General features: G+C 62.5%; 27 protein-coding genes and 1 pseudogene. 17 read left to right on the top strand and 11 right to left on the bottom strand.

Features of this window, described 5'->3' with window-relative positions; genetic code table 11:
- Positions 1-37: 37 nt before the first annotated feature.
- Positions 38-601, bottom strand: a complete 564-nt coding sequence (locus NKH31_RS00665) for a hypothetical protein (protein WP_254863207.1) — start codon at positions 599-601, stop codon at positions 38-40.
- 414 nt (positions 602-1,015) lie between these two features.
- Between NKH31_RS00665 and NKH31_RS00660 the strand changes: the two genes are divergently transcribed.
- Positions 1,016-1,690, top strand: coding sequence for a hypothetical protein (locus NKH31_RS00660; protein WP_254863206.1), 675 nt, complete (start codon positions 1,016-1,018; stop codon positions 1,688-1,690).
- A gap of 15 nt (positions 1,691-1,705) precedes the next feature.
- Here NKH31_RS00660 and NKH31_RS00655 read toward each other — a convergent pair whose 3' ends face one another.
- Entirely contained in the window at positions 1,706-2,632 is a 927-nt protein-coding gene (locus NKH31_RS00655) for an HhH-GPD family protein (RefSeq protein WP_254863205.1), read from the bottom strand.
- A 119-nt stretch (positions 2,633-2,751) separates the two neighbouring features.
- On the opposite strand from NKH31_RS00655, the gene NKH31_RS00650 reads away from it, so the two are divergent.
- Entirely contained in the window at positions 2,752-3,075 is a 324-nt protein-coding gene (locus NKH31_RS00650; protein ID WP_254863204.1) for a ribbon-helix-helix protein, read from the top strand.
- Positions 3,076-3,122: 47 nt separating this feature from the next.
- Here the strand turns inward: NKH31_RS00650 and NKH31_RS00645 are convergent, their stop codons facing one another.
- The 4 genes from NKH31_RS00645 to NKH31_RS00630 form a co-directional block, all read right to left on the bottom strand.
- Entirely contained in the window at positions 3,123-4,487 is a 1,365-nt protein-coding gene (locus NKH31_RS00645; protein ID WP_254863203.1) for an aminotransferase class III-fold pyridoxal phosphate-dependent enzyme, read from the bottom strand.
- Between the two features lie 255 nt (positions 4,488-4,742).
- Positions 4,743-5,018, bottom strand: coding sequence for a PadR family transcriptional regulator (locus NKH31_RS00640; protein WP_254863202.1), 276 nt, complete (start codon positions 5,016-5,018; stop codon positions 4,743-4,745).
- A gap of 530 nt (positions 5,019-5,548) precedes the next feature.
- Positions 5,549-5,695, bottom strand: a complete 147-nt coding sequence (locus tag NKH31_RS00635) for a hypothetical protein (RefSeq protein ID WP_254863201.1) — start codon at positions 5,693-5,695, stop codon at positions 5,549-5,551.
- 106 nt (positions 5,696-5,801) lie between these two features.
- Positions 5,802-6,248: a DUF7528 family protein gene (locus tag NKH31_RS00630; RefSeq protein ID WP_254863200.1), complete on the bottom strand. Its 447-nt coding sequence runs from the start codon at positions 6,246-6,248 to the stop codon at positions 5,802-5,804.
- Between the two features lie 315 nt (positions 6,249-6,563).
- Here NKH31_RS00630 and NKH31_RS00625 point away from each other — a divergent pair, with 315 nt between their 5' ends.
- Positions 6,564-7,571 (top strand): lysylphosphatidylglycerol synthase transmembrane domain-containing protein, encoded by a 1,008-nt coding sequence (locus NKH31_RS00625; protein WP_254863199.1) that lies wholly within the window; start codon positions 6,564-6,566, stop codon positions 7,569-7,571.
- A gap of 56 nt (positions 7,572-7,627) precedes the next feature.
- A complete protein-coding gene (locus tag NKH31_RS00620) occupies positions 7,628-8,332 on the top strand; it encodes a DUF7117 family protein (protein WP_254863198.1) in 705 nt (234 codons plus the stop codon).
- A 15-nt stretch (positions 8,333-8,347) separates the two neighbouring features.
- Here NKH31_RS00620 and NKH31_RS00615 read toward each other — a convergent pair whose 3' ends face one another.
- Together NKH31_RS00615 and NKH31_RS00610 are read right to left on the bottom strand one after the other, a co-directional pair.
- Positions 8,348-8,965 carry a VOC family protein gene (locus tag NKH31_RS00615; RefSeq protein WP_254863197.1) on the bottom strand — a complete coding sequence of 206 codons (618 nt, stop codon included), beginning with the start codon at positions 8,963-8,965 and terminating at the stop codon, positions 8,348-8,350.
- A gap of 160 nt (positions 8,966-9,125) precedes the next feature.
- On the bottom strand, positions 9,126-10,019 hold the full coding sequence (locus NKH31_RS00610; RefSeq protein WP_254863196.1) for a bifunctional methylenetetrahydrofolate dehydrogenase/methenyltetrahydrofolate cyclohydrolase: 894 nt from the start codon (positions 10,017-10,019) through the stop codon (positions 9,126-9,128).
- A gap of 173 nt (positions 10,020-10,192) precedes the next feature.
- Here NKH31_RS00610 and NKH31_RS00605 point away from each other — a divergent pair, with 173 nt between their 5' ends.
- Complete coding sequence (locus tag NKH31_RS00605) at positions 10,193-10,633, top strand: DUF7522 family protein (protein WP_254863195.1); 441 nt, start codon at positions 10,193-10,195, stop codon at positions 10,631-10,633.
- Between the two features lie 88 nt (positions 10,634-10,721).
- Here the strand turns inward: NKH31_RS00605 and glyA are convergent, their stop codons facing one another.
- A complete protein-coding gene (gene glyA, locus NKH31_RS00600) occupies positions 10,722-11,969 on the bottom strand; it encodes a serine hydroxymethyltransferase (protein WP_254863194.1) in 1,248 nt (415 codons plus the stop codon).
- A gap of 121 nt (positions 11,970-12,090) precedes the next feature.
- Between glyA and NKH31_RS00595 the strand changes: the two genes are divergently transcribed.
- From NKH31_RS00595 to NKH31_RS00545, 11 genes and pseudogenes are all read left to right on the top strand, one after another.
- Positions 12,091-14,187: a hypothetical protein gene (locus NKH31_RS00595; RefSeq protein ID WP_254863193.1), complete on the top strand. Its 2,097-nt coding sequence runs from the start codon at positions 12,091-12,093 to the stop codon at positions 14,185-14,187.
- A gap of 468 nt (positions 14,188-14,655) precedes the next feature.
- Positions 14,656-15,477 (top strand): transcriptional regulator TbsP, encoded by an 822-nt coding sequence (gene tbsP / locus NKH31_RS00590; protein ID WP_254863192.1) that lies wholly within the window; start codon positions 14,656-14,658, stop codon positions 15,475-15,477.
- A 237-nt stretch (positions 15,478-15,714) separates the two neighbouring features.
- A complete protein-coding gene (locus NKH31_RS00585; protein ID WP_254863191.1) occupies positions 15,715-16,416 on the top strand; it encodes an RNase P subunit p30 family protein in 702 nt (233 codons plus the stop codon).
- Positions 16,400-17,029 (top strand): class I SAM-dependent methyltransferase, encoded by a 630-nt coding sequence (locus tag NKH31_RS00580; protein ID WP_254863190.1) that lies wholly within the window; start codon positions 16,400-16,402, stop codon positions 17,027-17,029. The genes NKH31_RS00585 and NKH31_RS00580 overlap by 17 nt, the downstream gene beginning before the upstream one ends.
- Positions 17,030-17,163: 134 nt before the next feature.
- A pseudogene (locus tag NKH31_RS00575) lies at positions 17,164-17,505 on the top strand (Rpp14/Pop5 family protein); the annotation flags it as partial.
- Positions 17,506-17,816: 311 nt separating this feature from the next.
- The gene (gene psmA / locus NKH31_RS00570) at positions 17,817-18,575 is read left to right on the top strand and encodes an archaeal proteasome endopeptidase complex subunit alpha (RefSeq protein WP_254863189.1); all 759 of its coding nucleotides are present in this window, start codon (positions 17,817-17,819) and stop codon (positions 18,573-18,575) included.
- Positions 18,576-18,741: 166 nt separating this feature from the next.
- Positions 18,742-19,467 (top strand): ribosome assembly factor SBDS, encoded by a 726-nt coding sequence (locus NKH31_RS00565; RefSeq protein WP_254863188.1) that lies wholly within the window; start codon positions 18,742-18,744, stop codon positions 19,465-19,467.
- A gap of 207 nt (positions 19,468-19,674) precedes the next feature.
- Positions 19,675-20,976, top strand: coding sequence for a GTPase HflX (hflX, locus tag NKH31_RS00560; RefSeq protein ID WP_254863187.1), 1,302 nt, complete (start codon positions 19,675-19,677; stop codon positions 20,974-20,976).
- Positions 20,977-21,050: 74 nt separating this feature from the next.
- On the top strand, positions 21,051-22,343 hold the full coding sequence (locus NKH31_RS00555; RefSeq protein ID WP_254863186.1) for an HAD family hydrolase: 1,293 nt from the start codon (positions 21,051-21,053) through the stop codon (positions 22,341-22,343).
- A 99-nt stretch (positions 22,344-22,442) separates the two neighbouring features.
- Complete coding sequence (locus NKH31_RS00550) at positions 22,443-23,567, top strand: acyl-CoA dehydrogenase family protein (RefSeq protein WP_254863185.1); 1,125 nt, start codon at positions 22,443-22,445, stop codon at positions 23,565-23,567.
- Positions 23,568-23,661: 94 nt separating this feature from the next.
- Positions 23,662-24,201 (top strand): HAD family hydrolase, encoded by a 540-nt coding sequence (locus tag NKH31_RS00545; RefSeq protein WP_254863184.1) that lies wholly within the window; start codon positions 23,662-23,664, stop codon positions 24,199-24,201.
- 11 nt (positions 24,202-24,212) lie between these two features.
- Here the strand turns inward: NKH31_RS00545 and NKH31_RS00540 are convergent, their stop codons facing one another.
- On the bottom strand, positions 24,213-24,455 hold the full coding sequence (locus NKH31_RS00540) for a DUF5822 domain-containing protein (protein WP_254863183.1): 243 nt from the start codon (positions 24,453-24,455) through the stop codon (positions 24,213-24,215).
- 104 nt (positions 24,456-24,559) lie between these two features.
- Between NKH31_RS00540 and panB the strand changes: the two genes are divergently transcribed.
- Complete coding sequence (gene panB / locus NKH31_RS00535; RefSeq protein ID WP_254863182.1) at positions 24,560-25,372, top strand: 3-methyl-2-oxobutanoate hydroxymethyltransferase; 813 nt, start codon at positions 24,560-24,562, stop codon at positions 25,370-25,372.
- Positions 25,373-25,405: 33 nt separating this feature from the next.
- Here panB and NKH31_RS00530 read toward each other — a convergent pair whose 3' ends face one another.
- Positions 25,406-26,179, bottom strand: coding sequence for an alpha/beta fold hydrolase (locus NKH31_RS00530; protein WP_254863181.1), 774 nt, complete (start codon positions 26,177-26,179; stop codon positions 25,406-25,408).
- Between the last annotated feature and the right edge of the window lie 146 nt (positions 26,180-26,325).

The raw sequence follows: 26,325 nt of genomic DNA, 5'->3' as shown, positions 1-26,325 counted from the left end.
CTCGTGGCTCTATCGAACCGACCAACGATGTCTCAGCTCACTCCTCGTCTTCGTCCGCCTCCGCCGTTTCGTCGGATGCCTCCGCTTCGTCTGCGTCGTCCTCCTCCTGTGCCACTCGCTCGCCCGCCGTCTTCTCGTCGCCGATCTCGGAGACGACGCTCGAGGTGCCCTCGTCTATCGACGTCTCTATCTCTTCGATCGGTTCCCACCCTTCGTCGTCGCCGCTCAGGCGGCGCTTGAGGTAGGCGATCGCTCCGACGACAGCGACGAGCGCGATGAGTCTGGGGAGGCGGCTTCCGTCCCCGCCGTCGTCGGATTCTTCGTCGACCGCTTCGTCGTCGACGAGCTGTTTCGGATCCTCGATCGGGAGCGATTCGACGTCCATCGACGACTCGTCGATGCCCTGTTTTCCGAGCGCGTACCCGATTCCCGCTCCGATTGCGAGCGCACCACCGACGAGGGGTACCGCAGAGAGCCTACGGTTCCCTTCGGCTTCGTCGACGGCGTCGAGTATCGACTCTCGCATCGGGGAGTCGAGTCCGACGCCGACTGCTTCCTTCACGATCGTCTCCGACAAACGTGGCCCTGCTTCGTCTGGCATAATCCCCGGTATTCCACCCGCGTAAATAGTTTTGTACCACGTTTCGCAGACGGCCCGTCGTCGGACGACTGGAAATGTCTCACTGACCCATCCACGCGATCCGGTAGGTGAACGTTACTCTTCAGTGAACGGATCGAGCGAGCGGCGTTGGCCGCTGTCAGCGTCACCGACGTTCTCTCACGACGACCGATACACTCGCGTCAATGCGCGCGACAGACTCGGTTTATCCGACGAATTCACCGGGTACCGGGTACCAGATCTCGGTTGGACGGTCGCTTCGTCGCTGGGGCCGTCCGGATCGGTCGGTTCGATCACACATCCGCTTTGGGCTACTCGGGTGACTTTCGCCCTGCGCAATTGGTCTCGCTCGGTAAAGGACTGGGTAACGATGGCGTTCGACCAGGTGTAACCCGTATGAGCGTCATTCGTCGTCAGGGGTTCGGGCGACGTACGCGCAGACGCCTCGCCGACGTCCGGGTTGCACTCTACGTCTCCCTGAGCGATGCAGCGCTGATCGGTTGTTGGTTCACTCTGTTGGTCGTCGAGCCACGTCGGCCGTTCACCGCGCTGGCGGGTCTCACCGTCCTCGTCTTCGGCGCGCTGATTCGAACTAATCTCATCATCGAAAACGTCTCCGCACGACACCCGAACGAACGGCCGCTCCCCCGTCGGATCGCCACCGGGGTGCTCTTTGCGGGTATCTGGGTGGCCTGGTTGCTCGTGGCCGAACGCGTCGGATCTGCCGTCGGTATCGCCGCGGCCACCGTATTACTCGTGTTCGGTCTCGTTTCGTACTTCGGCGTACAGTGGTACGTCGTCTCGGCGACGTGCCCACCGGTCCACCGAACTCGGCGTCGCGTCCCCTCCGTCGGGACGGTGCTCGTCCCGTCGATCGCCATCGGGTTCGCCGCAGCGACGTTACTCTGGCTCGTCTGGTACGGCGGGCCGACCCTGGCGTCGACGTCCCTCTCGGTCGGCGAATCCATCGTCTACCTCGAACTCCCGGTCGTGATATCCGGTATCTTCGTTCTCTGGTGCGGTTCCTTCCTCGGCACGCATCGGTTTCTCCGGTCCCTTCCCGGCTGGTGACCCCTCGCGAACCGATCACCGTTTGAGTCGTGCCACTCGATCCCCGTCGCTTCTCGTTCGCACGTCGACAAGGCCGTCCTCAGCGAGGTCTTCGAGCAGCCCGGCTAACCACTCTCGACCGTACGTCCCATCGTCGCGGTAATCGACGCGTACCCGCGGCCCGAGGTCGGCGAGACGCTGCGTTCCGTGTTCTTTCAGGGCCGCGATGACTCTGCCACGCATTTGTCGTCGACTTCCCTCGAATGCGGGCTGCGTCGGGACGTCCGGGGCGGTGAAGTCGCCGTCCTCGTAAGCGCGACACCACGCGCGCCACGGACACGCCCGTTCGTCACATCGCGGCTTCTTCTCGCAGGCCACTCCGCCGAGTTCCATGATCGCGTTGTTCCACAGCCGCGAGGAGTTCGCCGGCATGAGCTCGCGAGCGACCGCTTCGAACGCCGCATCGTCGTCGGGGACGTCGAACGCCCGGTAGAGCACCCGCTTTACGTTCGTATCGACCACCGCGTCGCCGTTGTTGAACGCGAAACTGGCGACCGCATTCGCGGTGTATGGTCCCACTCCCATCAGCTCCTGGAGTTCGCGCGGGTCCGTTGGGAACGACCCGTCGTAGCGATCGACGACCTGTTCGGCCGCTTCGTGCAGGTACCGGGCGCGGTTGTTGTATCCGAGTCGCTGTTCGCTCCAGAACCCGACGACGTCGGCTCGCTCGGCCGCTGCGAGCTCGTCGACGGTCGGCCACCTATCGAGAAACCCGTTCCAGGCGTCGAGGACCCGATCGAGCTGCGTTTGCTGGCTCATCACCTCACAGACCAAGATCGCGTACGGGTCGTCGGTCTCGCGCCAGGGAAACGATCGGTGTTCGTCCTCGTACCACTCGCGGAGGGCCGTTCGAATCTGGTCCGTTTCGGGGGGCAACCGGTCGCATCCGGAATCCGCGCTCATCGACGGGATTTGGGCCGTTCGTGCATTAGGCGTGGTGGTTCGTCCTCGGTGGCGCCGGCCGGCTCGTACCGATCGGCGCACCACGAAACCCATTTGCGTCCGGCGGATACAGACCCGGTATGGGACTCGACGAACTGTCCGAGGCGATCGAATCGGCCTACGGCGAGCTCGGAACCGAGTTGACGGTCGATCTGGACGCAGAGACGCGAAACGAACTCGCGTTGCTCGAGTCGGCGCTCGATCCGGACGAGACGGACGAACTGCTACGACGGGCCGTCCACCTGCTCTTTCAGACGACCGTCGACACCGGACGTCTCGACTTTCAGCTACGGACCGGGTACGACGTCACGTACGACGAGTACCTCTCCGGGATGACCTACGGCGAGATGACCGGCACCGATCAGTATCCGCAACTGGACGACGAACGACGCTACCAGTTCTGAGGAGTCGGTCTCTCGCCGCTCGCGAAAATATCGCGAACCGCCCGTCTTCACTCGCTGCCGGTTGCGGTGACGGTTTGATCCGATCCCACCGCTTCGACGGCCTCGGCGAACAGAGTTGCGCCGAGTTCGATCTCGCGCTCGGTCACGTCGAGCGGCGGGAGCAGTCGGAGCGTCTTGTACCCGCAACCGAGCGTCAGAAGACCGCGCTTCATCGCGGCCTCGACGACGGCTTCGCGCCGGTCTTTGGCGTCGAACTCGACGCCGATCATGAGACCGGGACCGCGCACGTCTACGACCCCTGGAAGGTCGGCGTCGACGATGGTCTCTCTGAGCTGCCGACCGCGGACGCGGGCGTTTTCGAGCAGGTTCTCCTCGCGAATGACGTCGATCGTCACGGCACCCTGCAGGCTGGATAGCAGATCACCGGCACCCCACGTCGAGGATATCCGGCCGGTTTCTTCGGGGAAGACGTCCGAGCGGGAAATTGTCGCGCCGACGCGTAGTCCCTTCGCGCAGGTGATGACGTCGGGCGTGAGATCCAGGTGGTCGACCCCCCAGAACTCGCCGGTTCGGCCGAGGCCGGTCTGGATCTCGTCGGCGATGACGGCGATTCCGTACCGTTCGCGGAGGGCGTCGATGTCTCGGGCGAACTCGGGGTGGGCCGGTCTGTAGCCGCCTTCGCCCTGGATCGGTTCGAGGATGACGTAGGCGACTTCGTCCGGGTCGATGACGCCGCGCTCCGGGTCGAGTTTGTCGGCGAGGACGTTGCCACCCGGGCCGTCGGTAGCCCAGCGTTTCTCGTAATCAGCGTCGGTGGACGGGTACGGGACGGATACTATCCCGGGAATTTCCGGGTAGCCCTTTCGGTGAACGGCCTTCGACCGGTTGAGCGAGAGCGCGCCGAGCGTTCGGCCGTGGAACGCGCCGTCGGTCGTGACGCCGCGGTGGCCCCCGCGCGCGTAGCAGATCTTGATCGCGTTCTCGACTGCTTCCGCTCCCGAATTAGAGAGAAATACCGCATCCATGTCGTACTGGTCGGTGAGGGACGTGAGCCGCTCCATCAGTTCCGACGGCCCTGGGCGGTCGCTCGATTCGGGCGGCCAATCGCTGCTCACGTAGAAGTCCTGGCCCGCGATCTTGGTCGGGTCCGGAAGATCGAACGACTCGAACTTCTCCCGAATCGCCGGATTGTTGTATCCGAGCGGAGCGGCCGCGACGTGACCGGTGAAATCGAGTAAGACGTTGCCGTCGACGTCCGTACAGAACGGCCCCGTCGCGTCCGCGGTCGTATCCCAGACGAACTCGTAGACGTACGTGCTCGGAGCGGCGGTCTGGTGGTGGTACTCGGCCCATTTCTGGGCCCGTTTTCCGGGGATGGTGCTGATTTCGGGTTCGACCGAATTTCGATCCATGCCGGAGATGCGTAGCGACGTGGCTAAAATTGTTCGTTGTGCTGGCACCGTCACCGACGGAACGCGGGCTACCCGTACACGGTGGGCGCTGGGCGAATCGACTCATTTCGACAAATCACTCAGCTACGATGTCCGTCGTCGAGATCCGGTCAGTGTCGACGTTTCATGCACGCTCGATACGGGTGACTACGCTGGCCGGGGGAGTGACGACGCGCGCCCGCGAGGGCCGTGATTGTGCGTGATTGCCCGCACGCGTTACAGATCGACGTACTTGTGTTCCCACTCTCTGCGGGCTTCGAGTTCACGCAGTCCGCGTCGAGTGAGCGTGTAAAAGTTCGTACGCCTGTCCTGTTGGCCCTTCTCGATGAGACCCTTATCGACGAGCGTATCGAGGTTGGGGTACAATCGGCCGTGGTGGATCTCGGTCTCGTAGTACGCCTCCAGTTCTTCTTTGATGGCGAGGCCGTGCGGGTCGTCGTTGCCCGCGATGACGTAGAGCAGGTCGCGTTGAAACCCGGTTAAGTCGTGCATGGGTATGTACCAGCGATAGTTATTGTCTGAATTTAATAAATTTTCCGGGTTAGACCCACTCGGAGGCTCGGTCGTTTCGAACCGTTGACTCTTCGATTCGGACAGATAGTCGCTCCGCTCAACTCGGTACTGTACTGGTTGAAACAGGAAAACGGCCCCGCGACCTGAAAAGGGTCGCGGAGCCGTTTGCCGCCCTGAATTGGTCCCCGCTGACGCTTCGGCCCTCCAAGCGAAGCGTCACGTGACAAATGCCCGGGGCTCTACTTAAATGTACCGACAGCATCCGGTCAGTTGGTGTTTTAATTCACTTTAGTGATACTATGGACGATGAACCGTCGAACCCTCTCATCCGATGTCAGTGCCATTACCACCGGGACAGAGAGAGTTCTTCTCGCATTCTATACCTGTATTCGTGTGGCCAATCGCGCTGGGTAATCACCCATCCCGATCCACCGCCGACGCGATTGTAGACATCGACGCGTGGTCCGTCGTCACCATCGCAGTACGAAGCTAGCAGGGATCGGGGACGCTCAAATGTATTCTTCTTCGAGAACCCAGCCGAGGGCACGTTTATAGTACGTAAACATCTCCTTCACTCCGTCGTGTCTCATCTCGTCGCTGTCTAACTGCTCGCTTAGGAACTCGTATTGTTCTCTGATTTCTTGTTCGTCTCTCATAGCCACCACCTGGCAGACAGTCGCACGATTGGCTGGAACATCTTTGGACAACTACTCGCTCGTCACTGTTAAGCCCTCGTGGTCGGCCACAATGACACCGAACTCCTTAGGAGTCGTCGACCGACCGTGCCGTATCCGCTTTTCGGTCCACGCGCTTTTCGACCGTAAGCGGCTGCTTCGATCGGAGCGAACACTCGAACGCCGGGTGCTCGACGAAGTGCCAGAGCACGACGTGCCTGCGTGAACCCGAGAGTCCCTTCGTCACGATGTCGTCGACCCGCATCGAGTCGGGAAGCGACCGAAACAGTCCGACGAGGTCGTCGAACGAGTCGAACACCTTTCGGTGGCCGCCGCTCGTCGCCCGCCGTCGTTCGACGACGTATCGACCGTCGGGGCGATGGGTGCCGGCGGTGCGGACGAACTCCCGTCTGTCGGGCAATTCTCGACGAAGCGCCGCGCGTATCTGGTGTGCGTCGACGCGAGTGAGCGTTAGCGTCGTTTCTCCAACGTGTAATTTCACCGTCTCCCCATCGAGCGAGTCATCGACGAGCAATTCGACCGTCCGAGAGCTGGACTCACCGGAGAATTTCTCGATCAGGAGCCTGCGTACTCCGCGTCATGACAGAAGGTGTATCGCTCGAGCATAAAGACGTTTCGCCGAGTAAGCAACGACGGTGGGGTCGTCTGGGGTGAGTTTCCATCTTTTATCTCTATTACAATACGTCAAATAAATCCACACGCCACGCCCACTCGTCGACTTTTGTTTAATTTTCACTGGTATATGGCGGGATCGGTCTACTTTTGACGGCTTTCTCTGCGTCAACGGGCTTTCATAAGATAGTTGTAGGTACGATGCAACCGTTGGCGCGTGAAGCGACGGATCGTCCTGGGGTTCCTGATCGCCACCATCCTCCTTACCACCCTGATCGTACTAGTTGGCCACGAGGAGGTCGCCGCGGATCTCGCCGGCGCGGATCCGCTGTTGCTCGGTATCAGCGTCTGCTCTGGCGTACTGGCACTGACGTTCAGGGGAATGGTTTGGGGGCAGTTTCTTCGGACGATCGACGAGACGATGTCTGGCGTTCACGTCGCCGGGGTCTTCCTCTCTGCGATGTTCATCAAGTACGTCACGCCCTACGGGCAGGTTGCGACCGAACCGTTCGTCGCCTATCTGGTCGCTCGCGACGCGGATATGGCGTACGAAGACGGACTGGCTGGCATCCTCTCGGCGGACGTCTTCAACTACATCCCGTACTACACCTTCGGGTTCATCGCCATCGGATGGATCGTGTTCTCGGGCACGCTCGGGGCTGACATACTGAACTACATTTTTGCGTTCGTCGGCCTCTTCGTCACGCTGTCCGTTCTGGCGTACGTGGTCGTCAGACAGCCGGTGATCGTCTATCGGTTGGTGCTCGGCGTCGCCGGACTCGTCCGGGGCCCGGTCGATCGCCTCACCACGGAATTCGGAGAGAAACTCTCGCCGGCGGCGGTACGTGACCGCCTCGATAACTTCTACCAGTCGATCGACCTTCTGGCGACGGACCGACGGATCGTCGCCTACGGCGCGCTGTATGCCCACCTCGGAATGTTGTTTCTCATGTTACCCGTCTACTTCGGCGGCCTCGCGCTCGGCCACGAACTGGCGCTCCCGGTGGTCGTCATCGCCGTCGCGTTCGGTAAGCTCGGCTCGTTCGTACCCGCTCCCGGCGGACTCGGCGGGGTCGAGGGCTTCGTCACCGCATCGTTGATGCTCCTCGGATCGCTCGAACCGGCCGCCGCCCTTTCGGTCGCGCTGATCTACCGCGTGAGCACCTACTGGTTGACGATCGTCGTCGGCGGCGTGGGGACGTTCGCCTTCGTCGTTCGCCGGTAGGCGATCTAGCGTCGCGTGTCGGTGAGCCTTTGACGCTCCCGTCCGTGTCCTCGCACATGAACGTCCGTGGGGACCGTCGCTGTCGGGAGTGTGGAACCCGATGGTCGTACGCGGAAACCGGTCAAATCGCCTGTCCGGCGTGTGGCAGCCTCCGGAGCGTCGGCCGTGGAGACCGCCGAGTCCACACCGATTCCCCGACGCCGCTCGACCTCTCGGCGGTTCGGCGCGAAATCGACGACCACCCGATACGGGAACTGAGCCAGCGAGCTGCGAAATCCTGTCGGCGCTACGTGGGCCGTCGCGGGTTCGTCTCCGACGGATCGCTCCTCGAATTGGACGATACGTACGTCGGTGCCCTCGAACTCAGGTACGCGGCCACGTACGCGACGGCGAAGCCGTCGCTCACCAATGGGCAACGCCTCTACCTGCTGTCGTTGGTGCGCTCGGTCGACGAGGGTGAACGCCCTCCGGTGGCCGACGTAGCCCGATCGATACGAAACGCTCGTGGCCTGGCCGTTTCGCGCGCCGTCCGCGACTACCGGCGCGACGTGCGGTCCTGGAATGAATCGATCGATCAGGACGTCTACGAGCTGTTCGAATCGATCGACGCACACGCCGTTCGCGTCGACCACCTCGACGGCGACGTCGAACCGCTCGAAGCCGAACACCTGCTCTCTGCCTGTCGCTCGCTCGCCGACGTCTTGCGTGGCGAAACGACGTCGCTTTCCGCAGTCAGTCGCGAACTCGACCGTCTCGAATGAACGACCGTGGTTGGGTCACTCGACGCCGCCAACGCCACTGACCGCGTCGGGCAATTCGTGAGCGGTCACCTCGATGTCGAGTTCCGCTAGCGCGGCTTCGAGGTGGCGCTCTTTCGCGTACTCCGCGCCGTCTTCTTCGCGGATCCGTTGGGTGGTCGCCAGCACCTCCGCCCGCCGCTCGTCGGGAATTTCGTACTTGTCCGTCGCCAACTCTATGACGAGTCCGTCCTGGTCGTGGGTGTACAGCGACTGGAATATCCCCCGGTCGAAGACGTTGTAACTACGGCCGGCCTCGTCGAGGGCGTCCATCACCGCCTGGAAGCGTTCCGGTTCGAATCGGAACGCGAGGTGGTGGACGGATCCGACGCCGCCGCGCTGCGGACTAGGATTCGACGGTCGATCGCCGACGAAAAACGTGAGGATCCGTCCGTCTCCGGTATCGAAGAACAAGTGCGTCTGGGATGGGTCGTCGAGATTCGGTTGCCGAAGGACGAGTGGCATTCCGAGGAAGTCTCGATAGAATTCGATCGTGTCCTCGGCGTTCGACCCCCAGATCGTGACGTGATCCGTTCCCGTGGTTCGCATCGGACTGTTGGGGACTGCGCTACTGACCGGGATAGATTCGTCGCTCATGTGTACGCCAAGGGCTGCGAACGTGAAATAGCTGTGTTCGACGCACGAGACGGGGCCGCGGGTGCAGCGGTCGTTCGAGCAATTGGCCGATCGACGCGCGACGGTGACGCCGTTCGAGGACGGGTCAACCGACGCGCGACGGATGAGACGCGATGACTGGTTACGGTAACTCGACTGGCACACCCGATTGTTCGCTCGCGGCTTTCACCGTGTTGTAGAGCAACATTGCGCGCGTCATCGGACCGACGCCACCGGGAACCGGCGTTATCGCGCTCGCACGCTCTTTGACACCGTCGAAATCGACGTCACCGACGAGTTCGTAGCCCTTCTCCGTGTCGGCGTCGACCCGGTTGATGCCGACGTCGATGACGACCGTCCCGTCTCCGACCATCGAGGCGTCGATCAGTTCGGGGACGCCGACGGCGGCGATCAAGACGTCCGCTCGGCGCGTCTTTTCGGCGAGATTCTCGGTTCGTGAGTGACAGACGGTGACGGTCGCGTTCCCGTCGGGGGCCTTCTGGAGCAGGAGGTTCGCCAGCGGTTTCCCGACGATGCGAGATCGGCCGACGATCGTGACGTCTGCGCCTTCCGTCTCGACGTCGGCGGCTTCCAGCAGTTTCTGTACGCCGTGTGGCGTACAGGGACGAAACCGCGCGTCACCGGCGACCAGGCGGCCCACGTTCTCCGGGTGGAATCCGTCGACGTCCTTTTCCGGGGCGATCCGGCGGATCACCTCCCGGTAGTCGACGTGGTCGGGGACCGGATCCTGCACGAGATACCCGTGGACGTCGGGGTCGGCATTTAGGTCCTCGATCGTTTCGTAGAGCGTTTCTGCGGGTGCATCTCCGTCGACGTCGACGTGGCGTCCGTCGATACCGACTTCCTCGCAGTCACGTTGTTTCATGTTGACGTACGTCTGGCTCGCCGGATCGTCGCCCATCAAGACGGTCGCGAGCCCCGGTCTCGAGTCCGCGTCCGCGAGCGTCTCGATGGCACCGCGGAGCTGTCCCCGTATCTCGCGCGCCAGTGCCTTCCCGTCGATAAGTTCTGTCATCGGTCGAACGACAGATTTCGACGGTAAAGATAGTATCGAAGGCCGGTCCACTGGTTTCGAAGAGGGGTAACCCGACCCGGTCAAACCAGATACCCGACATCCGACGCCGACGGCTGGTATCGATGTACGGGGAACTGGTATCGATTTAAGGGGTAATAGTTCGAAGGGTTGCTATGATCGAAGCGCATATCGAATCCCTGGCCGAGGTCACGCTCGAGTGGTACGAAGACCGGCTTCGGAGCCTGGCGTACTACGACTCGTCCGGGTTCACCGTCCACTTCATCCGCGACGACGTCGCCGCGAAGTACGACGATGGCGACTACCAGCGGGTCTTTCGAACCCTCCGTCTGGAGGCCATGGACCGACCTCACCTGAATTCACTCTACGCACACGGCGATCTGCTGTGCACCGTCCGGGCCTTCGAAGAGGCGACGGTGATTCACGTCGCCACGAGCGACACCGAGGGGGTGTTGGTCTCGATCGACGCGGGATCTATCTCCGATCTCCGAGCCTCGACTGACGTCCTCATCGACGAACTGGAACCGGCCTACCGTTCGAGCGACGAACTCGACCCCTCGACTGAGGACCATCCGAGCGATGAGCTCGACTCGTAAATCGCCTCTGAGTAAATTGAGGGGCTCCGAGTGATGCTACACGGACTGTCGCGGAACTGGATCTCGCGAATACGAGCGGTGTGGGCGGTTACTCGTAGAGCGGATTGGCCTCACAGAGCGCCGCCACTTCGTCTCGAACGTCGGATCGGACCGCTTCGTCCGACGGTGCGTCGATAACGCGCGCGATAAGTTCGCCGACGCGACGCGTATCGTCCGCGTCGAACCCGCGTGTCGTGAGCGCTGGCGTTCCGACTCTGATCCCGCTCGGATCGAACGGACTGCGCGTCTCGCCGGGGACCGTATTCGCGTTGAGGACGATATCCGCGGCCTCGAGGGCGTCTTCGGCGTCGCCCCCGGAAGTCTCCGGATGCGACTCGCGCAGGTCGACGAGGACGAGGTGGTTGTCGGTTCCGCCGGAGACCAGCGAGAATCCGTGCTCGGCGAGCGTTTCACCCAGGACGTTCGCGTTCTCGACGGTTCGTTCCGCGTACGCTTCGAACTCGGGCTGGAGCGCCTCTTTGAAGCCGACGGCCTTACCGGCGATGTTGTGCATGAGCGGACCGCCCTGCCCGCCGGGGAAGACGGCCGCGTCGATGTCGTCGGCGTACTCTTCCCGACACATGACGATGCCACCGCGACCGGCGCGGATGGTTTTGTGCGTACTTCCGGTGACGAAGTCCGCGATACCGACGGGAGAGGCGTGGACGCCGGCGGCGACGAGTCCGGTGATGTGTGCGATGTCGGCGAGGTGGAGCGCGCCGACCTCGTCTGCCACCGACTGGATCGTCGTCCACTCGACCTCTCGGGGGTACGCCGAGTATCCCGAGACGATGATGTCCGGTTCGAACTCGGCGGCGTGGTCGGCGAGCCCGTCGTAATCGAGCAGCCCGGTTTCTGGGTTAACTTCGTACTGTTCGACCTCGTAGAGCTGGCCCGTGAAGTTGGCCGGGTGACCGTGACTCAGGTGGCCACCGTGGTTCAAGTCGAGCGAGAGGATCTTATCGCCCGGTTCCAGCATCGAGAAGTAGACGGCCTGATTCGCCTGCGTGCCGGAGTGGGGCTGGACGTTTACGTGGTCGGCACCGAAGAGCTCGCTCGCTCGCTCGATCGCGAGCCGTTCAACCTCGTCGGCGTACTCGCAGCCGCCGTAGTACCGGGCGCCGGGATACCCTTCCGCGTACTTGTTCGTCAGCACGCTTCCTTGCGCGTCGAGAACTGCCTCGCTCACGTGGTTCTCGCTCGCGATCATCTGCAGCGTCGATCGCTGTCGATCGGCTTCCCCTTCGAGTGCTTCTGCGACCGCCTCGTCGACAGAACGGGTAACCTCGTGGTCCATATTCGATACCGGTCCCGGCCGGTCCATAAGTGTACCTTTCCCGGATTCATTCACCACCAGTTCGAAAATTGGACCGTTCTTCGATACAACTAATTGCCCTCGAATCCATTGGCCCATCCGAATGATCGAGTGGGAGGTGGGGCCCGATCACCTCCACATCGTCGACACGGACAGCACGGAACTCCCGGTCTCGGGTAATCTCAGTGCGGTACGTGACTCCGATGTGGCGGTCTCGCGCCCGGTGGACGCGGTCTTAGAGGCGACAGCCTCGGAACTTCGATTCCCCCACGCGGTCGTCTACGCGCGATCGACCGAGTCCGACGCCCACTACGAACTCGGCCCCGGCGGAGAGCCCCTGGAGCTCCCTCGCGGCGAGTATCTCATCGATGTCGACACGGAGATCAAGACGTACATTCGGGTTGCGGGGCCCGTACGAATCGAGCGAACCGCCGACTTCGAGTCGGTCATCGTTTCGTTTCCCGACCGACTGCCGATCGTGCTCGGTTTTCGGAGCCGACACGAGTTCCCGACCGGGACGATCACGGTTCCGGAGACGCCCGCCGGCCTCGCGCGGGCGGTCTCGCACCTTTCGTCGTCGCACAAAACGAGCAGTCCAGACCGAACCTACCCCACGCTTCGCGGTCACCCGCCGTTGATCGAACTCGGCGAAACGTTAGAGATCCCCGATCATCTCGCGTCGCAACGGTCGCGGTGTTCTGGGATCGAACTGCAGCTGCCGAACGAGTTCGAGGCCGTATTCGTGACCGCACCGCTTGCGTATTATCTGCAAGCTGACGTGGTGACGGCCACCGTCGAACACCCGATACTCAGGTTGACGGATACCGGCCGAGAACTGACACTCGGGCCAACGGGGCTCGAACGCGACGTCGAACGCTTGCTGCGAAAGACGTTCTTTCTCGATTGTCTCGTCAGAAACGCTGGCCCCTACGGGACGAACCTCTCGGAACTCCGATTGCTCGACGTCCTCGAACTCGATGCGAAACGGTTGTACGATGCAACGCCGGCCGAACGACTCGACGCCTACCTCGACGTTCCGTACGAGGCGATCGAACACCGCCTTCCGGAGTGGCACCTCGCGATGTACGTCGAGCCGAGTCCACGCCGGGCCGAAGCGATCCCGTTCTTGCTCGATCGAATGAGTCTTTGCTTTACCCCTCGAACGTCGGAACTTGACGGATCCGAGCTGGTTGAGCGGTCACTCGAGGATTTCTACCGCGGGAATCCCGTCGGCCGGTTGGCTGACCCTCCACAACGGACGCGCTCGATGGGCGGCGAGGTCTCGTCTGTAGACATCGTTAAACCGGAATTACGGAGCGCGAAAGCTCACGGATGGCTCGCCGATGGGGTTCCCATCGACGTTTTCAAATGCTCACAGGAGGCATATTACAATCGACTCGAGTTTCTTGACACGCCGAGCGACGAGACGACGATCTGTGTCGTCCTGAACGATCCGGAGATGGCGGGCGAACATGCGGACGTTTACGACATCTATCACGACCGGTCGGAAGAACTATCGATAGATGTACGTGTGCGCGAAGGCTGTACGGTCACGGAGTTGCGCGATATCTTCGAGTCTCCCATCGACTTCGTTCACTATATCGGCCACTGCGAGAGCGACGGACTTCGATGTCCGGACGGCTACTTCTCGGCGAAAAGTCTCGATACGTGCGGCGTCGAGACGTTCTTTCTGAACGCATGTGGATCGTTCCACGAGGGTACAGAGTTACTCACGAAGGGGAGTGTCGCTGGCGCGGTAACGTTCACACAGGTCTTGAACGATCACGCGATCAAAGTCGGCTCAACGTTCGCGAAGCTGCTGGTAAACGGGTTCAGCATCGAACGGGCAATGGGGTTGGCTCGGCGGCGTATCATGATGGGGAAAGATTACGCCGTCGTCGGGGACGGGACCCACACGTTGACCCAGGGTGATCATCGGACGCCGACAACGATCGCCCTGGAACGACTCGAGGACGACCGGTATCTGTTGACTCTCGAGTGTTACTCGACGCAAGCGACTGGGTCCTATTACTTCCCACATACGGCCGGAAACGAGTACGCCTCGCTCTGTGGAAACGAGTCGAACTTCGTTCTCGACCGCGAGGAACTCGTTACGTTTCTCACCGAATCGGAGGCGCCCGTCATCTACGACGGGGACCTCTACTGGTCGCAGGATCTGTGGCCGACGCTTCGCGTCTAGTGTGTGACTGACGACGTTCAGGATGAATCAGGGGCCGCCGTAGGAACTCACTCGCTTCGCCTCGATCCGGGGGAGTGTTGGCCAAGTGTCCGCAGCCGTCGTTTTCCGCCGTCTCCCCGATGGTGTGCGTACGACGATACCTGTTTTCCTGCGACTCAAACTCCGAACGCACTCGATGACCGTCTCGAGCACGTGACAGTGTTTGCCACCCATGCAACCCGCCAGTTTGGCCGTAATTATTATAAAGGTACCTGAATGTGTTACGTAGATGAACGAAACTGGTGAGCCCCCGTCGCGGTTTTGACTCGATTTCTGCATAATGGCGCGTAGTCTCTAGCGACTTACCGATGGAATTTACGGGTGGTTTCTGGGAACCAATGCCGTGGTTGCCTTCATTGGTTCTTCGTGCGGCCTTGCGGCTTGAGACCGGCCATCAAAATTAAGTAATGGGATCTCTTTTACTTCTGTATGGCACCGAACTCAAATTTACTGAACAGGCAAATTGACGATATCGTGAAAACCGTCCTAGAAGATACTACTGGTGACATTTACATGGTCAACCCCTCGCGCGACGCCATCGAGGATTTCGTGAACGTCGCGATCGAGTACGACGACCTGCCGACGGTTCACATGCTCGCCGACGAGCGAACCCTCAAAGAAGTCATGGACGACTTCATCGTCGCGAGCAACGCGGCTGATCTGATCGACGCCGGTTCGCTCGAACTGCGCACCCTCGAGGAAGCGCCGGAGAATTCGCTGTTCATCACGGACGAATCCGTCGTCGCGATCGTCCACGCGGCAGACCGCGTCGGCGGACTCGTCGCCGACGACGACGAGTTCGTCGAGGCGACCACCGAGACGTACGCGAACCGCTGGGAGGATGCGGCGTCGTTCAGTCTCCGCACCCCGCCGATCACGCGCGTCCGAGACACGCTGTCAGATGAGATCAGTCCGGAGGCCGAAGAGGACTTCACGACAATCCTGGGCTCGCTCGAGACGGCCCGCGGTGACGGAGACGGACTGGACGAGGTCACGATCTCGCTCCTCGTCGCCGCCCGGAACGAAGCGCTGCTCTACGACATCAGCAAGTGGGGCGAGGACGTCGGCATCGCGTCGAAAGCGACGTTCAGCCGAACGAAGACGAAACTCGAGGACATGGGTCTGATCGACACCGAGAAGGTCCCGATCGACGTCGGCCGTCCGCGCCTGCGACTCAAGATCGGCGACGATCGACTCGCCGAGGCGGACAACGGTCAGCTCGCGACCGTCGCCCAGAGTATGCTTAACTAGGCTGCGTTCACGCACGGTCCGTTCTTCTCGCTTTCATCACCAGTTGGGAGTTGGCCTCGAGGCGTCTCGTCGAGGACTCCTCCTCGTCGAAGTCACTCATCGCTGGGATCGCTCATCGTCGAAGTCACTCATCCCGGGATGAGTCCACAATTTGTGTGACCCTATCGAACCGTCGGTCCGTCCGTTCGGCTCGGCCGAATAAGAAATATCCAAGGTGGTCGCGTCCGATCGTGAGGTATGTACGAGGCCGTCTCAACCGACCCGAGCGACGAGGAGTCACTCGCTACAGTGCTAGAGACGGCAGCGACGTACGGCTACGAGGGTATTGTCGTTCGTTCTCCTTCGTCGGACGCCGTCGGTCGAATCGAGCCGCTCGGTGAGGCGCACTCGCTCGATGTCGTCGACGGCATCGAGATCGACGCCGACTCGCCAGAGACGGCGAGCGGGTCCGTCGGAAACGTCCGGCCGGATCACACCGTCGTCACCGTCGTTGGCGGGTCGCCCACGATGAACCGATTCGCCGTCGAAACGGAGAAGGTCGACGTGCTCACCAGGCCGATGGCCGGCCAGGGTGACGTAAACCACGTGATGGCCAAGGCGGCGGTCGAAAACGACGTTCGCATCGAATTCGACCTCGGGCCCGTCGTGCGGTCGAGCGGCGGACGACGAGTCAGGGCGCTGGCCGCTCTCCAAAAATTACACGAGATCGTCTCTTACTACGAGGCCCCGTACGTGGTGAGCGTGAATCCGGGATCGCATCTCGAACTCAGGGCTCCTCGGGAACTCGCCGCACTCGGCGACGTGATCGGACTGTCCGCGTCGTGGATCGAGGACGGACTCGCCGAGTGGGGTCGGCTCGCGACGAAGAACCGACGCATCCAGTCCGAGTCTTTCATTGAACCGGGGGTCGAACGGGGTCGATATGAAACGGAGCGTTGAGGAACACGCCGAGCGGTTCGACGAACAGGCGGCGGCGTACGACGACTCGAAGACGCCGGAATACCGCGCGTGTGCGGATACGGTGATCGATCACGCCCGGTCGGAGGGTGCGACGATTCTCGACATCGGGACCGGGACGGGCGCCATCGCGCTCGCGCTCGCACCGGACGCCTCGCGCGTCGTCGGTCGCGACGTTAGCGAGGGAATGATGGAGCGGGCGCGCGATAAGGCCGAAGAACGTGACCTCGGGAACGTCTCGTTCGGCTACGGTACGTTCAGGGCGCCCGAGTTCGACGACGACGTAGACGTCGTCGTCTCAAACTTCGCCATGCACCACCTCGACGACGCCGAAAAGCGAGAGGCGATCGACGTGATCGCTTCGCTCGAGCCGAACCGATTCGTCCTGGGCGACGTGATGTTCTTCGGCGAACCCGACCCGGACGAACCGTTCTACGATCCGTCAGTCGACGATCCGTCGACGGTCGGACACCTCGTCTGGGCGATGACCGAAGCCGGGTTCGTGGTGACGGCGGTCGAACGCATCCACGAACAGGTGGGCGTACTCGTTGCCGAGCGCCGATACGATGTCGCCGTGGACGAACAATCCCACTAGCCCACTCACGATCGCGTGAGCCATCCCGCCACGTACGAAACACGAGCCGCCGACCGATTCAAGAACCCACGACAGAAACACGAACGTCCGACTGAAATTCGAACCGCTGTGGAATATAGAACCCAAATCGACTCATGAAACACTTGCCGAAACACTTGCGACCGCGCTGGCGGTACCTCGCCGTCGGTATCGAATCCGACCCGGACGAGTCGATCGATCGTCGCGGCTTTCAGCGCGAGACGTGGTACGCTGCACAGAATTTACTCGGCGACCCGGGCAGCGCGGCCGCCGACCTCACGGTCGTCTCGTTCTCGTTCGAGGACGGGTCCGGCGAGGCGCTCGTCCGCGTTCGCCGGGGTGAAACTGACCTCGCCAGAGCGGCGCTGGCGTGCGTTCACCGCGTCGACGACGTTCCGGTGGGAATCCACGTCCGCGGAACGAGCGGCACCATCAGATCCGCGCGAGACTCGTTCGTCTCGAACGCGTAACGTTCGTGGTCGCCGAACGCGCCTCTCGCGTTTGTCGCCGAACGCGTACCGCTCGATTGTCGGGTAGTAGACTGCTTCGGGGCCGACGGGTATCGTCCGAGCCTGTATCGGCCGGGCCCGGACGTCTTCTCTACGGGCCGACGACGGTCCGGTTTCGATACTGGTGCCAGCGATCCGGGTAAGTAAACTATTTAGGACGCGGTAGGCAATTTTGGACCGAGAGAAACGTCGTGATCGGCGGGAACCGTTTCCAGTCGCAAATCCGCTCGCCACGACAGACCTCGATCTAGCGTGATACTATGCAGGGACAAGCCCAACAGCAGGCGTACGACCGCGGCATCACGATCTTCTCACCTGATGGCAGGCTGTATCAGGTCGAGTACGCCCGTGAAGCGGTCAAACGCGGAACGGCGAGCATCGGCATTCGAACCTCCGACGGCGTCGTCCTCGCGGTGGACAAGCGAATCCCCTCGCCGCTGCTCGAAGATTCGTCGGTCGAGAAGATCCACAAGGCCGACGATCACATCGGGATCGCGAGCGCGGGCCACGTCGCCGACGCCCGTCAGCTGATCGATTTCGCCCGTCGTCAGGCGCAGGTCAATCAGCTTCGATACGGCGAGCCGATCGGCGTCGAGAGCCTGACGAAGGCCGTTACCGACCACATTCAGCAGTACACGCAGGTCGGCGGCGCGCGCCCGTTCGGCGTCGCGTTGATCGTCGGCGGGATCGAAGACGGCGAACCGCGCCTCTTCGAAACCGACCCGTCGGGAACGCCCTACGAGTGGAAGGCCCTCGCCGTCGGCGCCGACCGCGGCGAACTTCAGGACTACCTCGAGAGCAACTACGACGACGAGGCGACGCTTAACGACGGCGTCACGCTCGCGCTCGATGCGCTCGCGAGCGTCAACGACGGATCGCTCCTGCCGAACGAGGTCGGACTGGCGACGATCGACGCCGAGACGGAAACCTACGAGGTGTTCGACTACGACGAGATCGAATCCCGTCTCGAGGAGTCCGAACTGCTCGAAACGCCCGAGGAAGAGACCGACGACGAGTAACTCGCGCTGCTCAGTTTTCGGCGTCGGCGACGACGCGTTCGGATCCATCGGTTCAGCCGCTGTTCGGGCGCTCGATCGAGTGGTATCACCGATCCGGCGGTTGAAGTGACTCTGCGCTCGAACCGTCGGGAAACACTCTTATGACCGCCCGAAAAACCCATCTGGTATGATATCACTCGACGAGGCGGTCACCGCGCAACTCGAATCGCACGGCGAACGATTCGAGGTGCTGGTCGACCCCGACGCGGCGCTCGCGATCAAACGCGGCGAGTTCGACGGCGAGTTGACGGACGTAATCGCCGCGGAAGACGTCTTCGAGAACGCCTCGCGCGGCGATCGACCGGCCGAAAGCGCACTCGAGGACGTCTTCGAAACGACCGATCCGCTCGAGATCATCCCCGAAGTGATCGAGCGCGGAGAGATCCAGATCACCGCCGAGCAGCGTCGCGAGATGCAAGAACAGAAGCGAAAGCAACTCATCAATCAGATCGCTCGCAACGCCGTCAACCCGCAGATGGACAACGCGCCGCACCCGCCAGAGCGGATCGAGTCGGCCCTGGAGGAAGCGGGCTTTCAGGTCGATCCGATGGAACCGGTCGAAGGACAGGTCGACGACGCCCTGGAGGCGCTGCGTCCGATCATCCCGATCCGGTTCGAGGAGGTGACACTTGCCGTGCAGATTCCCGCGGAGTACGCCGGGAGCACCCAGGCGAAGGTTCGACAGTACGGCGATCTCGAGCGAGAAGAGTGGCAGGCCGACGGCTCGTGGATCGGCGTCGTCACGTTCCCGGCCGGGCTCCAGAACGATTTCTTCGATCTCGTGAACGAACACACGAGCGGAGAGGCCGAAACGCAGATAGTAAAGGACAAAGACGACCTGAAAACCCGGTAACGACGGTGTCGTCGCCGCTCGTTCGATGCGATCCGGTCTGCGGACGTGGGCTCGATGTCATCGCTCGCCACGGGATTCAAGGCGATCCAGCCCGTACCGACGGTTATGGTGAAATCGATCCGAATCGGGGTGAACGGCTCCCATCCCTGACCGACCGAGCGTGATCCCGGTGGCCGGAGTTGTGGCGCTACTGGCGGTGATTCGACGATGAAGGCGGTCGTCGCAAAGCGCGTTGACTCGGGCGTAGGGGACACAGAGGAGATCCGCGAATTGAGCGAAGCCGCCGGTTACACCGTCGTCGGCGAGATCACGCAGACCCGCCGAGCCGACGCGGCGCTCCAGCTCGGCGAGGGGAAAGTCGACGACCTCGTCCGACTCGTCGCTCGAACCGGGGCGACCACCGTCGTCTTCGACAACCGCCTCGGGCCGTACCAGACGTACAACCTCGGTCAGCGACTACCCGAGGGGACCGAGGTAATCGATCGTTTTACGCTCATCCTGGAAATCTTCGGCCAGCGAGCCCAGACGAAAAAGGCCCAGCTCCAGGTCGAACTCGCAGAACTTCGCTACGAACTTCCCCGGGCCGAGGCCAAAGCGAGCCTCGCCAAACGCGACGAGCACCCGGGGTTCATGGGGCTGGGCGAGTACGACGAGAGCCGCGAACAGGACATCAAAGCCCAGATTAGTCGAATCCGCGATCAGCTCGCGCAGATCGAAGAGACCGAAGCCCAGCGCCGGGCCCGCAGACGCGACTCGGGGTTCGATCTGGTCGCGCTGGCCGGCTACACGAACGCCGGTAAGTCGACGCTGTTGCGACGGCTGGCCGCCGACCTCGACGTCTCCGAGAACGTCGGATTGCATCCCGACCTGGACCCGACGGCCGAATCCGAAGATCAGTTGTTTACGACGCTCGGTACGACGACGAGGCGGGCGGACATCCAGCCCAGGGATGTCCTCCTCACCGATACCGTCGGCTTTATCTCCAACCTGCCACACTGGCTCGTCGAGTCGTTCAAGTCGACGCTGGATTCGGTCTATCGGGCCGACCTGGTCTTGCTCGTCGTCGACGTCAGCGAACCGATCGACGAGATTCACGAAAAACTCGTCACGAGCCACGATACCCTCTACGAACGCAACGAGGCGCCGATCGTGACGGTGTTCAACAAGATCGACCGTGTGAGCGAGCGAGAACTCGAGGAAAAACGGGCGACGCTGTCGGCGCTCGCTCCCGATCCGGTGGCCGTGAGCGCTCGCGACGGACAACACATCGACGCGCTGCTCGATCGGATCGACGAGGAGCTTCCCGATTGGGAGTACGAACGGCTCGTTCTGCCGATGGGTGAGGAGACGATGAGCGTCGTTTCCTGGATTCACGACAACGCGCACGTCGAGGACGTGACCTACGGAGACGAGGACGTTCATATCTCGTTCGAAGCCAGACCGGCGATCGTACAGAAAGCGCGGACCCGGGCCGGCGAATTGCACCCGTCGCCAGCTGAATCGGCCTGACGGCCCGCATCGATCCGGTAACTCGTAGCCCCGGTAACAGAAACCGTTATCCCGCCAGTCGGTGGCGTCCGACCATGGTGGACCACGAACTCCTCTACGAGTTGTACGACGAGTTCGACACGGAGACGCTCCGGGCCTATCAGGAGTTCGTCGACGTGTTTCCGCCGGTCGACTCGCGCGTCGCGCTCGAACACTGGGAACGAGCGAACGAGGCGCTGGAGCGGCGCAAGGAAGCGATTCGGTCGTCGTTCGCAGCCGGCGAAACCCTGGCCGGGATCGCCGCCCGCGCGACGCGCGATCAGGCCTTTACCGGGCTCGACCTCTACGCGACCCACGGCAGGGCGGTGAACGTCCTCGTTCTCGACGTCGACGAGACGCTTCGGTCTGCGGGGAGCACCGACAACGAGATTCCGCGCGACACGTTACACGTTCTCACCGAGTACCACGAAGCTGGCGTACCGATCGTCATCTGTACCGGACAGACCTTAGAGAACGTCAAGGGATTCACGATCCAGGGTCTCGGCAGCGAACTCGTTCACTCCGGCGAACTGTCGATCGTCTACGAGGCGGGAACGGGGGTCTTCACGCCGGGTCACGGGAGCGAGACGAAGCAGCTACTGTACGACGATCTGGACGAATCGATTCGGGAGACGTTCGAGAACGTCCGCGCCCGCGCGCTCACGGAGGCGCCTCCGGAACTCCGCCGTGGCTGTCACTTGCAAGGGAACGAGTTCAACGTAACGATGAAGCCGAACTACGAGATCGGATCGCCGAGAGCCCGCGAGTTGATCGACGAGGCGCTCGTCTACCTGATCGACCTGCTCGCCGATTCGGTCGCCGAACGGGTCGGCGTTGGAGGTGAGGCAGGGAGAAACGGCGACGGTGGGGATGGCTCCGCCGACTCCTCCGAAGACGTGGCATCGCTAACCCGTGCGTTCTACGCCGAAGGCGATCCGGAGATCCGGGGCGTGCTCGAACGCGAGGGGGCGTTTCCGTCGGTCGATCCGCCCCTCGACACGTCATCACTGGCCGACGTACTCTCTCGGATCGACGTTGGCTACTATCAGGCCGACGCCGCCGAGATCAGCAGCCTCGAGTTGAACAAAGTGGTCGGCGTCGAACGGGCGTTCGAGGTCCTCGGGATCGAGGATCCGTTCGCCCTCGTGATGGGCGACTCGAAGAGCGACCTGCGCGTCATGGAGTGGATCGACGCGACCGATGCCGGAATCGCGGCGGCGCCGGATCACGCCTCGAAGGCGGTGCTCGAACACGTCCTCTCGACGGACGCCCTCGTGTTCGACGAGGGTCGGAGTGCGGACGTTCTGCGAACGATCGACGCGATGAACGTCTTCGCCGGCCTCGAGTGATCGCGAGGCGACTGGGTACTCGATTGTGGCGTCGGCCGACCGCGGTGTTCGCGCGCCGCGGATCATCGTTCTTTTCACCCGGCTACTCGAATCACGGGTATGAGCCTCACGGACGAACAGCGAGCGATTCGGGACGTCGTTCGCGAATTCGCGCGCGAGGAGATTCGCCCGTCGGCGCGGGAAGCCGACGAGACGCAGACGTTTCCCGAGTCGGTGTGGGACGGGCTGGCCGGACTCGATCTGACCGGGCTGACGGTTCCCGAGGAATACGGTGGCTTCGGTGCGGACCCAGTAACGGCGAGCGTCGTGAACGAGGCCGTCGCCTACGGTTCGCTGTCGATCGCGACCGCGCTCTCGGTCCACAGTCTGGCGACCTCGTGCATCGCGTCGTTCGGTTCGGAGGCCCAGTGCGAGCGGTGGCTCCCGGAGATGGCGGCGGGTCGGCCGGTGGGGGCGTTCGCGCTCTCAGAACCCCACGCTGGGTCGAACCCGGCAGAGATGTCCACCGAAGCTCGACGCGAAGGCGACGAGTACATCGTAAACGGCGACAAGCAGTGGATCACCAACGGCGACCGCTCCGGCGTCGTTATTCTGTTCGCCAAAACGGACCGATCTGATCCGTCGACCGTCACCCAGTTTCTGGTTCCGAAGGACGTCGACGGACTGACCGTCGGCGAGAAGGAGGACAAACTCGGACTGCGCGCGAGCGATACGACCTCGTTGACGTTCGACGACGTCAGGATTCCTGCCGAGAACAGGCTGACCGAGGAGGGGCGAGGTCTCTCGGCGGCGTTCGAGATTCTGACTGGCGGTCGGATCGCGATCGCATCGCAGGCGGTCGGACTGGCCGATCACGCTCTCGAAGAGGCGATCGCGTACAGCGGTGAGCGCGAGCAGTTCGATCAACCGATCGCGGAGATTCAGACGATTCGTCACAAGATCGCCGAGATGGCGACGCGCGTGCAAGCGTCACGCCAGCTGACACGGTACGCGGCCAGAGAACGCGCCGCGGGAGACGGCGCAATGGCGGCGAGTATGGCGAAGCTGTTCGCGAGCAAGGCGGCGATGGCCGTCACGAACGAGGCCGTCCAGATTCACGGCGGCTACGGTTACGTTAGCGAGTTCGACGTCGAGCGGCTCTATCGCGACGCGAAGATCACCGAGATCTACGAGGGAACCTCCGAGATACAGAAGACGGTGATTGCACGGAACCTGCTCGATTGAGGTTGTGAGTGCGGCGAAAGACTGGTCTGGTTGTGACGGATCGGTCAGACCGGAACGTCGATACGACTTTTTCCATCCCGTCCGTACAGCGACCGTGATCGAGTACGACGCGATCGTCTACGATCTCGACGGTACGCTGGTTCACCTGGACGTCGACTGGGACGCCGTTTCGAGAGAGGCGAGAGACGTATACCGACGAAACGGAACGGAGCCGCCGGCGACGGAGTCGTGGGACCTGCTCACGGAGGCGGATCGGATCGGCCGTCGCGAGGAGGTCGACGCGGTAATCGCCGGCCACGAACGAGCGGGTGCGCGGACGTCCGCTCGGTTGCCCCTCGCTGACGCAATCGGGACGCATCAGGCTCCGGTCGGCGTCTGTTCGCTCAACTGCGAAGCCGCGTGTCTCATCGCGCTCGAACGACACGGACTCACGGACGCGGTCGATTCGGTGGTCGGACGTGACACCGTCCCGGCGATGAAACCGGATCCGGCAGCGCTGTTCGAAGCCGTTGAGAGATTACCCGGCGACCGCGAGTCGGTCCTGTTCGTCGGCGATTCACGCAGCGACGAGGTGACGGCCGAACGGGCCGGCGTGGCGTTTCGATACGTCTACGAGTGGGTCGAGACGTTCTGACGTCGGTCGTGTCACTGTTCTTCTCGTTCCGCACGCTTCGCGTAGGTGAAGACCGCTACCGCGGTCACCAGCCAGACGACGGCGCCGACGCGGATGGCGAACTCGACGCGGTCGCCCCAGCTGGGTAGCTCTGCGGGAATCGAGAGGAGGGCGACGATCGGCGCGCCGACGACGATCGTGAGGACGAAGGTGACCTGCATCACCCAGGCGTAGTCTACGCCCTCCGGCGACGTCGTCTCGACTGGTTCTGGCACGGTGGTTGCTCGTTTCTCACCCCTCATAAACTCGCCGTCCCGTCGGTTCCGGCGGTCGGTGCGCCAATCAATGGAGTTTACCCCTTCGGATCGTACGTCTACGCATGGTGAGCGTCCGAGACGTGCGGGCGAAAGCCGGCGACGAACCGATTACAATGTTGACCGCCTACGACGCGCCGACGGCGTCGATCGTCGACGAGGCGGGCGTCGACGTCATTCTCGTCGGGGACAGCGTAGGAAACGCGGTCCTCGGATACGAGACGACGGTACCCGTCACGTTCGAGCAGGTGGCCCACCACACTGGTGCGGTCGTCCGCGGAACGGAGAACGCGCTGGTGGTGGCGGACATGCCGTTTCTCTCGTACGGAACCGACGAGGCCGCGGCGATCGAAAACGCCGGTGAGCTGCTCAAAGAGGCCGGGGCCGACGCCGTCAAGTTAGAGTGTGGGCCGCACACGATCGAACTGACCCGACGGATGGTCGAACTCGGCATTCCGGTGATGGCCCACCTCGGGCTGACGCCCCAGCACGTCAACCAGTACGGCGGTTACCCACGGCAGGGAACGGACCGTGACGGTGCCGAACGGATCCTCGAACTCGCGCGAGCGCACGGCGACGCGGGCGCGTTCTCGCTCGTCCTAGAACACGTGCCGTCGAATCTGGCGGCCGAAGTGACCGAGGCCGTCGAGCTACCGACGATCGGAATCGGCGCCGGTCCCGACTGTGACGGACAGGTGCTCGTCTTTCACGACGCGGTCGGATTGAGCGAGTGGTCTCCGTCCTTCTCGAAGCAGTTCGGCGACGTCCGCACAGCGATGCAATCGGCCGTCTCCGACTACGTCGAGGCCGTCGAATCGCGCGAGTTTCCGGCCGACGAACACGGCCACGTCGAACCCGATCTGGACGAGTTGTACTAAGAACCGTTGCTGTGAGCCGTAGAGCGATTGCCGTCAGTCGCCGATCGAGTCGATGAATTCCGCCAACACGCTGTTGAACGCGTCGGGGCGGTCGATCATCGCCAGGTGAGCGGCGTCTTCTATCTCGACGAGCGTCGATTCGGGAATCATCTCGGCGAGATGCTGGTGGTACCACGGTGGCGTCAGCCGGTCGTCGCTTCCGTAGACGACGAGTGCCGGGACGTCGACCGCGTCGAGTTGCTCGCGGACGTCGAACTCGTGACACGTCAGAAAGTCCCGTTGGGTGACCGTCCGTCCGGTTTCGACGAGCGTCGATTTCGAGCGTGAGACGACGTCTGGATCCTCGGTCCGGAGAAAGCGGCCGGGTTCGTGGAGAAACTCGATGGCGCGATCGAAGTCGCGTTCGAGCCAGGTGAGCAGGTCGTCGAGTACGCCGAGTCTGGCGCCGGCGCCGGTGAGAACGATCCCGTCGACGTCCACGTTCCGGTCGATACACAGGTGCAAGACGACGGCCGCACCGAGCGACGTACCGACCAGAATCCGATCGTCGGTTCGGTCTCGAACGGCCAGGACGTCGTCAGCGTAGGCCGAGAGCGTCTGGTAGCCGGGATCGGCGTCGACGTCTTCCGATTCTCCGTGTCCGCTCAGGTCGACCATCGACAGGGGGGTTCGACCGGCCAGTTTCAATTGCCCGTTCCAGACGCGGCCGGTACCGCCGCTTCCGTGCACGAAACAACAACCCGGGCCGGCTTCGCGGTTGACGCGGCGGTAGGCCGTTACCCTGCCGTGGTGGCTCACCGTCTCCATGGGATATATTGAACGATCGCTCGTATAAGTCTCCCCGTGAGTGTCACCGTGAACCGCAATCAGCGTACTCGACGATAATCGAGGGGGTGCGGGCAGATCCTTACGATACATTTATATATCTGAAGGGCTAACCTATGGTTAGTAAA

The sequence above is a fragment of the Halovivax gelatinilyticus genome, from assembly GCF_024300625.1.
Taxonomy (GTDB): Archaea; Halobacteriota; Halobacteria; order Halobacteriales; family Natrialbaceae; genus Halovivax; species Halovivax gelatinilyticus.
The sequence above is the reverse complement of the archived record's forward strand: the minus strand, read 5'-3'. Positions and strand labels throughout refer to the sequence as shown.

Bases quoted from the DNA above. Each gene is read 5' to 3' on its own strand.
- NKH31_RS00580 (WP_254863190.1), top strand. From the start codon at position 16,400: ATGAAACGGAGCGTTGAGGAACACGCCGAGCGGTTCGACGAACAGGCG.
- NKH31_RS00655 (WP_254863205.1), bottom strand. From the start codon at position 2,632: ATGAGCGCGGATTCCGGATGCGACCGGTTGCCCCCCGAAACGGACCAG.
- psmA (WP_254863189.1), top strand. From the start codon at position 17,817: ATGCAGGGACAAGCCCAACAGCAGGCGTACGACCGCGGCATCACGATC.
- NKH31_RS00640 (WP_254863202.1), bottom strand. From the start codon at position 5,018: ATGCACGACTTAACCGGGTTTCAACGCGACCTGCTCTACGTCATCGCG.
- NKH31_RS00605 (WP_254863195.1), top strand. From the start codon at position 10,193: ATGATCGAAGCGCATATCGAATCCCTGGCCGAGGTCACGCTCGAGTGG.
- NKH31_RS00565 (WP_254863188.1), top strand. From the start codon at position 18,742: ATGATATCACTCGACGAGGCGGTCACCGCGCAACTCGAATCGCACGGC.
- NKH31_RS00585 (WP_254863191.1), top strand. From the start codon at position 15,715: ATGTACGAGGCCGTCTCAACCGACCCGAGCGACGAGGAGTCACTCGCT.
- NKH31_RS00530 (WP_254863181.1), bottom strand. From the start codon at position 26,179: ATGGAGACGGTGAGCCACCACGGCAGGGTAACGGCCTACCGCCGCGTC.
- hflX (WP_254863187.1), top strand. From the start codon at position 19,675: ATGAAGGCGGTCGTCGCAAAGCGCGTTGACTCGGGCGTAGGGGACACA.
- tbsP (WP_254863192.1), top strand. From the start codon at position 14,656: ATGGCACCGAACTCAAATTTACTGAACAGGCAAATTGACGATATCGTG.
- NKH31_RS00615 (WP_254863197.1), bottom strand. From the start codon at position 8,965: ATGAGCGACGAATCTATCCCGGTCAGTAGCGCAGTCCCCAACAGTCCG.
- NKH31_RS00595 (WP_254863193.1), top strand. From the start codon at position 12,091: ATGATCGAGTGGGAGGTGGGGCCCGATCACCTCCACATCGTCGACACG.
- NKH31_RS00555 (WP_254863186.1), top strand. From the start codon at position 21,051: ATGGTGGACCACGAACTCCTCTACGAGTTGTACGACGAGTTCGACACG.
- NKH31_RS00660 (WP_254863206.1), top strand. From the start codon at position 1,016: ATGAGCGTCATTCGTCGTCAGGGGTTCGGGCGACGTACGCGCAGACGC.
- NKH31_RS00645 (WP_254863203.1), bottom strand. From the start codon at position 4,487: ATGGATCGAAATTCGGTCGAACCCGAAATCAGCACCATCCCCGGAAAA.
- NKH31_RS00635 (WP_254863201.1), bottom strand. From the start codon at position 5,695: ATGAGAGACGAACAAGAAATCAGAGAACAATACGAGTTCCTAAGCGAG.
- NKH31_RS00665 (WP_254863207.1), bottom strand. From the start codon at position 601: ATGCCAGACGAAGCAGGGCCACGTTTGTCGGAGACGATCGTGAAGGAA.
- NKH31_RS00650 (WP_254863204.1), top strand. From the start codon at position 2,752: ATGGGACTCGACGAACTGTCCGAGGCGATCGAATCGGCCTACGGCGAG.
- panB (WP_254863182.1), top strand. From the start codon at position 24,560: ATGGTGAGCGTCCGAGACGTGCGGGCGAAAGCCGGCGACGAACCGATT.
- NKH31_RS00610 (WP_254863196.1), bottom strand. From the start codon at position 10,019: ATGACAGAACTTATCGACGGGAAGGCACTGGCGCGCGAGATACGGGGA.
- glyA (WP_254863194.1), bottom strand. From the start codon at position 11,969: ATGGACCACGAGGTTACCCGTTCTGTCGACGAGGCGGTCGCAGAAGCA.
- NKH31_RS00550 (WP_254863185.1), top strand. From the start codon at position 22,443: ATGAGCCTCACGGACGAACAGCGAGCGATTCGGGACGTCGTTCGCGAA.
- NKH31_RS00620 (WP_254863198.1), top strand. From the start codon at position 7,628: ATGAACGTCCGTGGGGACCGTCGCTGTCGGGAGTGTGGAACCCGATGG.